At 61.6% G+C, this 8,378-nt stretch carries 7 protein-coding genes and 2 pseudogenes; 7 read left to right on the forward strand and 2 right to left on the reverse strand.

Going from position 1 to position 8,378, the window contains the following annotated elements; translation table 11 throughout:
• The 3 genes and pseudogenes from EN993_RS26375 to EN993_RS26385 form a co-directional block, all read left to right on the forward strand.
• Nucleotides 1-388: pseudogene (locus EN993_RS26375) on the forward strand (HIT family protein); the annotation flags it as partial.
• 41 nt (nucleotides 389-429) lie between these two features.
• Nucleotides 430-1,374, forward strand: coding sequence for an NAD(+) diphosphatase (gene nudC, locus EN993_RS26380; protein WP_127265225.1), 945 nt, complete (start codon nucleotides 430-432; stop codon nucleotides 1,372-1,374).
• A 37-nt stretch (nucleotides 1,375-1,411) separates the two neighbouring features.
• On the forward strand, nucleotides 1,412-1,717 hold the full coding sequence (locus tag EN993_RS26385) for a Dabb family protein (RefSeq protein WP_127265226.1): 306 nt from the start codon (nucleotides 1,412-1,414) through the stop codon (nucleotides 1,715-1,717).
• Here EN993_RS26385 and EN993_RS26390 read toward each other — a convergent pair.
• Entirely contained in the window at nucleotides 1,714-2,577 is an 864-nt protein-coding gene (locus EN993_RS26390) for a prephenate dehydratase (RefSeq protein ID WP_127265227.1), read from the reverse strand. The two genes, EN993_RS26385 and EN993_RS26390, sit on opposite strands and share 4 nt — an antisense overlap.
• A gap of 43 nt (nucleotides 2,578-2,620) precedes the next feature.
• Nucleotides 2,621-3,349 (reverse strand): 3-deoxy-manno-octulosonate cytidylyltransferase, encoded by a 729-nt coding sequence (locus EN993_RS26395; RefSeq protein WP_109666287.1) that lies wholly within the window; start codon nucleotides 3,347-3,349, stop codon nucleotides 2,621-2,623.
• A gap of 192 nt (nucleotides 3,350-3,541) precedes the next feature.
• On the opposite strand from EN993_RS26395, the gene EN993_RS26400 reads away from it, so the two are divergent.
• From EN993_RS26400 to EN993_RS26415, 4 genes and pseudogenes are all read left to right on the forward strand, one after another.
• Nucleotides 3,542-4,216, forward strand: coding sequence for a cytochrome c family protein (locus EN993_RS26400; protein ID WP_127265228.1), 675 nt, complete (start codon nucleotides 3,542-3,544; stop codon nucleotides 4,214-4,216).
• Between the two features lie 156 nt (nucleotides 4,217-4,372).
• A complete protein-coding gene (locus EN993_RS26405) occupies nucleotides 4,373-6,253 on the forward strand; it encodes an extracellular solute-binding protein (RefSeq protein ID WP_127265229.1) in 1,881 nt (626 codons plus the stop codon).
• A complete protein-coding gene (locus EN993_RS26410) occupies nucleotides 6,253-8,121 on the forward strand; it encodes an extracellular solute-binding protein (RefSeq protein ID WP_127265230.1) in 1,869 nt (622 codons plus the stop codon). The genes EN993_RS26405 and EN993_RS26410 overlap by 1 nt, the downstream gene beginning before the upstream one ends.
• Nucleotides 8,122-8,151: 30 nt before the next feature.
• Nucleotides 8,152-8,378: pseudogene (locus EN993_RS26415) on the forward strand (microcin ABC transporter permease); the annotation flags it as partial.

An 8,378-nucleotide genomic window follows, 5' to 3' on the forward strand; every position in this document is an offset into this window, starting at 1 on the left:
TGGACACCCGGCTGGAGGCGGACAGCGAGCAGTTGATGTGGCTTGGGCTGTGCGAATTGCGCGTGATGAACGACCGCCGCTGGCCATGGCTGCTCCTGGTGCCGCAGCGGCCGGGCGCGGAGGAAATCACGACATGACGCCGCTCGACCAGGCGATGCTGACCTTCGAGACCAATATGGTGGCACAGGGACTGAAAAAAGCGACCGGCTGCACCAAGATCAACACCGGCGCTCTCGGCAACATTGTGCGCCAGCTGCACATCCATGTCATTGCGCGTTCGGAAGGCGATCCCGGCTGGCCAGGCCCGGTATGGGGGCACGGCCTGCGTGAGCCCTATCAACGTTCCGACCTGCGGCGGTTTGCCGAAACGATCAAGGCGGCGCTATAAGCGTTCCCCGTGTCCATCCCGCAACGTACGCCAGAGTCTCCATGAGCTTCCGCCTGTTTGACGCGCCTTTGCGCGAGCCGAGCCAGTTCGTCGGCTTTGCCGGCAACACCATCGACCGGCAATCCGAAAACCGCGCCGACGATTCCGTCGACAAGGCGCTCGCCGACCCGGCGACGCGGCTGCTTCTGATGAATGGCGGCCGGCTCTATCTGAGGCTCGGGGATGGCGGCGGTCTCGACCCCTGGTTCAGCGCCGCCGAGAGCGAGCCCTTCAAGGTCTCCCTTGCGCAAGGCATCCTGCTCGGTTTTTCCGAACAGGGACCGGTGCTGGCCGTGCCCGCCGGCATCGACGCCGAGCAATTGCCGGAAACCATCAAGGCCATCGACTATCGCTCGGTCTACATGCAAGGGCTGATCGACGAGGCGGCTGCCGGCGCGATGGCGCAAGGGGCCGCCCTGCTTGCCTGGCATGCCAGCCATCGTTTCTGCAGCAAATGCGGTACCGAATCGCAGATGCGGGCCGGCGGCTACAAGCGGCATTGCCCGAATTGCGGCACCGAGCATTTTCCACGCACCGACCCGGTGGCGATCATGCTGACGGCGACGCGGGAGAAGTGCCTGCTCGGGCGCGGCCGGCATTTCGCGCCGGGCATGTACTCGGCCCTTGCCGGCTTCATCGAGCCGGGCGAGACGATCGAAGCGGCGGTGCGACGTGAGACGCTGGAGGAGGCCGGCATCAGGCTCGGCCGCGTCGTCTACCACGCCAGCCAGCCCTGGCCGTTTCCCTATTCGCTGATGATCGGCTGCTTCGGCGAGCCGCTCAATGACGATATACAGGCCGACCTCAACGAGTTGGAGGACTGCCGCTGGTTTGCCCGCGACGAGGTGCGTCTGATGCTGACCAGGGAGCATCCCGGTAATTTGATCACGCCACCGAAAGGCGCCATTGCGCATCACCTCATCCGCGCCTGGGTCGATTCAGAATGATGGCAGCGAACACCGAAAGACATTGCAGGAGCAGGACATGATCCGTCACACCGTCGTTTTCACGCTGAAGCATCCGGCGCATTCGCTGGAGGAAAAGAGGTTCCTGGTCGACGCCAAGAAAATCCTCACCGCGATCAGAGGCGTCACGCATTTCGAGCAATTGCGGCAGATCAGCCCCAAGAACGACTATCATTTCGGCTTCTCGATGGAGTTCGCCGACCAGGCTGCCTACAACAGGTACAACGACCATCCAGACCATGTCGCCTTCGTGCGCGACCGCTGGGTGCCGGAGGTCGAGGCGTTCATGGAGATCGACTATGTGCCGCTGGGGGCGGTGATTTAATCCGCCACTTTCCACTGCTCACGCGACGCGCTGGCCGGATAGACGCCCAGAATCCGCACCTCGCGCGAGAAGAAGCGAAGCTCGTCCAGCGCCAGCTTGACCAGCGGATCGTCGGGATGGCCCTCGATGTCGGCGTAGAACAGCGTCGCCGTGAACGCGCCGAGCTGGTAGCTCTCCAGCTTGGTCATGTTGATGCCGTTGGTGGCGAAGCCGCCCATGGCCTTGTAGAGCGCGGCCGGCACGTTGCGGACGCGGAAGATGAAGGTCGTCATCATCTTGACGTCAGGCGACGGGCGCTCCGCCCATTGCTTGTTCTTGGTCAGGACGACAAAGCGGGTGACGTTCGAATCGGTGTCCTCGACATTTTGCTCGATGATATCCAGCCCGTAGAGCGTCGCGGCCAGCGCCGGCGACAGCGCCGCCATGGTGCGGTCCTTGACCTCGGAGACCATCTTGGCGGCGCCAGCCGTATCGCCGGCGACGATCGCCTTCCAGCCGTTCTTGCGGATGTATTTGCGACACTGGCCAAGCGCGTGGATGTGGCTGTGCACCGTCTTGATCTCGTCGCGCTTGACGCCCGGCAGCACCATCAGCTGGAAATGGATCGGCAGGAAATATTCGCCGATGATGTGCAGCTTCGATTCCGGCAAGAGATGATGGATATCAGCGACGCGCCCGGCAATGGTGTTTTCGATCGGAATCATGGCGAGGTCGGCCTTGCCGGTCTCTACCGCGTTGAACGCATCCTCGAAGGTCGGACACGGCAACGGCTCCATCGATGGATAGACGTTGCGGGAGGCGGTGTCGGAATTGGCGCCCGGCTCGCCCTGGAAGGATATTCTGTTGGTCTTTTCAGGCATGGCCAATTCTCGATTCAGGGGGTCTCAGCTTCGAAGGGATTTTTCAGTTTGCAAGGATGGTTCTGGCGCGTTCGAGGTCGTCCGGCGTGTCGACGCCCAGCGGCATCGAACGCACGATCTCCGCATCGATGCGCATGCCGGCCTCCAGTGCCCGCAACTGCTCCAGTCGCTCGCGGCGTTCGAGCGGCGACGGCTTCAGCGCGACAAAACGTTCAAGCGCGGCGCGACGATAGGCATAGAGTCCGACATGATGATAAAGCGGCCCCTCGCCCCAAGGTGCTGTGGCACGGGTGAAATAGAGCGCCCTCAGCCTGGTGCCCGAAAGCGGCGAACCGACGATCTTGACGACGTTGGGATTGGTCTTTTCCTCATCGCGGACGATCTCGACACCGAGCGTGGCGATGTCCACCGCTCTATCCTGGAGTGGCCTCAGCGATGCAACGATGATCCCGGGATCGATGGTCGGCAGGTCGCCCTGGACATTGACGACCGTTTCGACCTTGCGGTCAGGATCGAGCGCGACCAGCGCTTCGTGGATGCGGTCGGAGCCGGATTCGTGGTCCATGCGCGTCATCACGGCCTCGAAACCGTGCGCGCGCACCGCTTCGGCCACGCTTTGCGTGTCGGTCGCCACCACCACCCGGCCAAGGTCGGCCTCGGCGGCGCGGCGGGCGACATGGACGATCATCGGGGCGCCGGCTATGTCAGCCAGCGGCTTGCCCGGCAGGCGGGTCGAGGCCATGCGGGCCGGGATCAGGATCAGCGTGGACATCTCAGGTGCAAGGCGTCTCAAAGAGGACAAGGAAAGTGGCAAAAGGTCTCACTGGAAGCGCCCTTATAGGTGTTGCAACGCCGCAGCAAAAGACCTAGTTTCCGCCCGATTTGACCGCCCTGGCAGGGTGGGTCACGATACCGACGGACGGAGTGGACGGTTCGGTCCGCCGGAAAAGGGAGCAAGGGGCGTATGGATTCCAACGAAGTCAACAAACTGCTCGCCGGATTGCTCGGAACCGTTTTCGTGGTCTTCTCGGTCGGCATTGTGTCCGATGCGCTGTTTGCCTCGCCGGCTCCGGAAAAGCCCGGTTTCGCCATCGAGGCCACCGAGCCCGCCGAAGGCGGCCCGGCCGCGCCTGCTGCCGCAGCCAAGCCGATCGCCGATCTGCTGGCGACCGCCAATGTCGAGCAGGGCGCTGCCGTCTTCAAGAAGTGCCAGGCCTGCCATTCCGGCGAAAAGGGCGGCCCCAACAAGGTCGGCCCCGATCTGTGGGATCTCGTCGACCGCCCCGTGGCCGAGCATGAAGGCTTTGCCTATTCGGCCGGCATGAAGGAATTTTCCAAGGGCGGCACCGAGAAGTGGACCTACGACAACATCAACCACTTCATCACCTCGCCGAAGAAATTCGTGAAGGGCACCGCCATGGGCTTCGCCGGCCTGCCCAAGGACGAGGACCGCGCCAACGTCATCGCCTATCTGCGCACGCTGTCGGACAATCCCAAGCCGCTGCCGGCGCCAGGCGCTGCCGCCGATGCACCCGCGCCCGCCAAGCCTGCCGATGCAGCTGCTCCGGCAAAGCCGGCTGAAGGTGCCGCTCCAGCCAAGCCGGCGACACCTGCCGCTCCAGCTGCCCCGGCCAAATAAACAAACTGTCAGCTCAACGACCTTGAAAAAGCCGGGTTCAGCCCGGCTTTTTTGTTAGGAAAAATGCATATGCGGCGACAAAGCCGCGCATGGCGGTTTTCACGAGCGCCAAATCATCTAGATTGCCCATAACGGGCATTGCGAAGAGGATAGTGCATGACGGTTGGCCGAACGCTTCTCAAGTCGTTGCTGGCGGCAGCCCTTCTGGCGGCGGGATTGCAGGCTACCCGCGCCGACGAATGGCGCACCACCTCATCGCTGATCGGCGAATCCAAATACGGCGACAATTTTCAGCACTACGACTACGTCAACCCGAACGCGCCCAAGGGCGGCACGGTGAACCGGGTGGTGATCGGCACCTACGACAACTTCAATCCTTATATCGTGCAGGGATCGCCGGCGGCCGGCCTCGTCGGGTTTGGCGGCGGCCTGCTCTATGACACGCTGCTGGAGCAGGCGACCGACGAAGGCAGCACCAGCCACCCACTGATCGCCGATGCCTACAAATATCCGGCTGACTATTCCTCCGCGACCTACCGGCTCGACCCGCGTGCGAAATGGCATGACGGCCAGCCGATCACTGTCGACGACGTGATCTGGTCGTTCCAGGTGCTGAAGGCCAACAGCCCGTTGTACAACCGCTATTTTGAGAACGTCACCGACGCGGTCGCGGTCTCCGATCGCGAGGTCGAGTTCCACTTTAATCAGAAAGGCAACAGGGAACTGCCGAAGATTCTCGGCGATCTCGTCATTCTGCCGAAGCATTGGTGGGAGGGCAACGACGCCAGCGGCAAGAAGCGCGATATCACCAAGACGACTCTGGAGCCGCCGCTGGGGTCAGCAGCCTACAAGATCGCTAGTTTCAAGCCGGGTTCCGAAATCATCTGGCAGCGTGTGCCGGACTATTGGGGCGCCAAACTGCCGGTGAAGATCGGCCGCGAGAATTTCGACAAGCAGCGTTTCAGCTATTTCCTTGACGACAACGCCGGTTGGCAGGCCTTCACCAAAGGGGGCTTCGAGGACTTCCGCGCCGAGGCACGCGCCCAGCGTTGGGCGGTCGAGTATACCTTTCCAGCGATCAAATCCGGAGATGTCATCAAAAAGGAATTCCCCACGACCTCACCGGAACCCATGCAGGCCTATTTGATAAATACGCGCCGCCCGCTGTTCCAGGATGCGCGCGTACGCCAGGCACTCACCTACGCGTATGATTTCGAGAGCATGAACCGAACCATTTTCTTCGGCGCCTATACGCGCACGGACAGCTATTTCGAAGGCGGCGATCTGGCCTCGACCGGCCTGCCACAGGGCAAGGAGTTGGAGATACTCCAGCCGTTTCGAGACAAGTTGCCGCCTGAACTGTTCACGCAGGAATTCAAGCTGCCGGTCTACGACACGCCACAATCGGGTCGCGAGAATTTGCGCAAGGCCTACGAGCTTTTCAAGCAAGCCGGCTGGATCAATCAGGCCGGAAAGCTGGTGAATGCGAAGACCGGCGAAGTGTTCAAGATCGAGTTCCTCGGCAATGATCCCGTTGACGAGCGGGTCGCCTCGCCTTTCATCGACAATTTGCGGCGCCTGGGCATCGATGCAACGCTTCGCATTGTCGATGACAGCCAATATACGAACCGTACCCGCGCTTTCGACTTCGACATGCTGGCGCTCGCAGGTTTTCAGCAATCCAACTCACCCGGCAACGAACAGCGCGACTTTTTCAGTTCCACGGCTGCGGACAGGGCCGGGTCACGCAATTTGGCCGGCATCAAGAACCCTGTCGTCGACGCGCTGATCGACCGCGTCATCTTTGCGACCGACCGCGACGACCTGGCGGCTGCGACCCATGCCCTCGATAGGGTATTGCTTTGGAATTTCTACATGGTGCCGCAATGGCACTTGGGGAAAGTTCGGGCCGCGTACTGGAACAAGTTCGGCATGCCTGAAAAACAACCAACCTATCTCGGCGTCGATTTGGACTCCTGGTGGATCGACCCGGACAGAGAAAAGGCGCTGGCGGCCAAATACAAGGGCAGCAATTGATGGCGGCCCTGCCCCGTCGCGACTTTCTCGCCCTCGGCACGGCCGCAGTCGCGGCAACGCTGTTGCCAGGCCGAGCCTTCGCCGACACGGCGACCGGCACCAAACTGCACGGCCTGTCCGCCTTCGGCGACCTCAAATACAAACCGGACTTCACGCATTTCGACTACGTCAATCCGGACGCCCCAAAGGGCGGCCAGATGAATTTCGCGCCGCCGAACTCGACCCTCAATCAGAGCTTCCTGACCTTCAACACATTGAACTCACTGGTGCTGAAGGGGGAGGCGCCGCCGCGCACCGAACTCTGTTTCGATTCGCTGATGACAAGCGCGCTCGATGAGCCGGATGCGGTCTATGGCCTGCTTGCCGAAACCGTTACCCTGTCGCCAGACCGCAACGGTTTCCGCTTCGCGCTGCGACCGCAAGCGCGTTTCCACGACGGCTCGCCGCTGACTGCGGAAGACGTTGTCTTCGCGCTGAAGCTTTATAAGGACAAGGGCCATCCGAACCTTTCCCAGGCGTTGCGGTACATGGCCGACGCGGTTGCGGTCGATCCCGCCACCTTCGATCTCACCCTCAACGGCAAACAGTCGGCGCAAAACATCCTTGCGATCGTGGGGATGCCGATCGTCTCCAAGGCCTTTTATACGGCCAATGATTTCGATTCCTCGACGATGACACCGCCGCTTGGTTCGGGACCCTACAAGATTGGACGCGTGGCGGCCGGACAGACTGTCGAATATGACCGTGTGCCCGACTATTGGGGCCGCGATCTCCCGGTGAACCGTGGCCTCTATAATTTCGACCGTATCCGCATCGACTTCTATCTTGATCGGCAGGCCGCCTTCGAGGCCTTCAAGAAAGGCGACACGCATTTTCGCGAGGAATTCACCTCACGGGTGTGGGCGACCGGATACGACTTTCCGGCGCTGAAGGATGGCAAGGTCGTCAAACGGGAGTTTCCCGGCGAGAAGACGCCAGACATGCAGGCTGTCGCGCTGAATCAGCGTCGTCCGCAGTTCCGCGATGAGCGGGTGCGGCAGGCGATAGCCAGATGCTTCGATTTCGAATGGATGAAGCGGGCCCTGTTTTACGGCTCTTACGAGCGCTCTCAATCGAACTTCGAACGGTCGGACTACAAGGCCGAAGGCCTGCCCTCGCCTGGCGAATTAGCCCTGCTGGAGCCGTTCCGGACCGAGTTGCCGCCAGAGGTCTTTGGAGAAGCGGTAACGCAGCCCCTCTCTGACGGTTCGGGCCATGACCGCAAGCTGCTGGGCGAGGCTTCAAGATTGCTTGCGCAAGCCGGCTGGAAGCGCGCGGGCAGTTTCGTCGTCAACGACAAGGGTGAGCAGCTGCGGGTCGAAATGCTGGCGGAGGATGACGGCATCGTTCGCATCTACACCCCATGGTCCGAGAATATGAAGGCGATCGGGATCGACGCATCGATCCGGCAAATCGATTCGGCACAGTATGAACAGCGGCAGAGCGATTACGACTTCGATCTTGCCTTGCTGCATTGGTCGATCGGGGCGACGCCGACCGACGACGGCCTGGAGATGCTCTATGATTCCCGGATGGCGAAAACGCCGGGGCAGCGCAACTATCCGGGCACCGAAAGCAAAGCCATCGACGCGCTGATCGTGGCAGCCGGCAAGGCGAAAAGCCGAATTGAACTCGTCACGGCGCTTAGAGCGCTCGACCGGGTCTTGCGCGCGCGGCTGGACTGGATTCCAACATACTATCTGGCGAATCACCGCGTCGCCTATTGGGACATGTTCGGCTTTGTCGAGCAGAAGCCCGATTTCGGCTTTCCGGTCGAGACGCTGTGGTGGTTCGATAAGGGCAAGGCGGCAAAAATTGGCAAAGGCTGAGATATCGGTCCAACGAAGGCAGAAAGCCTGATGGGCGCCTATATCCTGCGCCGCATCCTTTTGATGATCCCGACCCTGTTCGGCATCATGGCGATATCCTTCGCTGTCATCCAGTTCGCCCCCGGCGGCCCGGTCGAGCAGGTCATCGCCAGGCTGACCAACCAGGGCGGCAGCGACCGCCTCGGCGGCGGCGGTGGCGACGCGGGCGGCAGCGCCAATTTCGACGTCGCCGGCGACGTCAGCTCGAAATATCGCGG

Source organism: Mesorhizobium sp. M7D.F.Ca.US.004.01.2.1 (genome assembly GCF_003997785.1).
GTDB classification, from domain to species: domain Bacteria; phylum Pseudomonadota; class Alphaproteobacteria; order Rhizobiales; family Rhizobiaceae; genus Mesorhizobium; species Mesorhizobium loti.

Coding starts and splice junctions, on each gene's coding strand:
- EN993_RS26390 (WP_127265227.1), bottom strand. CDS start 2,577: ATGCCTGAAAAGACCAACAGAATATCCTTCCAGGGCGAGCCGGGCGCC.
- EN993_RS26405 (WP_127265229.1), top strand. CDS start 4,373: ATGACGGTTGGCCGAACGCTTCTCAAGTCGTTGCTGGCGGCAGCCCTT.
- nudC (WP_127265225.1), top strand. CDS start 430: ATGAGCTTCCGCCTGTTTGACGCGCCTTTGCGCGAGCCGAGCCAGTTC.
- EN993_RS26410 (WP_127265230.1), top strand. CDS start 6,253: ATGGCGGCCCTGCCCCGTCGCGACTTTCTCGCCCTCGGCACGGCCGCA.
- EN993_RS26400 (WP_127265228.1), top strand. CDS start 3,542: ATGGATTCCAACGAAGTCAACAAACTGCTCGCCGGATTGCTCGGAACC.
- EN993_RS26395 (WP_109666287.1), bottom strand. CDS start 3,349: ATGTCCACGCTGATCCTGATCCCGGCCCGCATGGCCTCGACCCGCCTG.
- EN993_RS26385 (WP_127265226.1), top strand. CDS start 1,412: ATGATCCGTCACACCGTCGTTTTCACGCTGAAGCATCCGGCGCATTCG.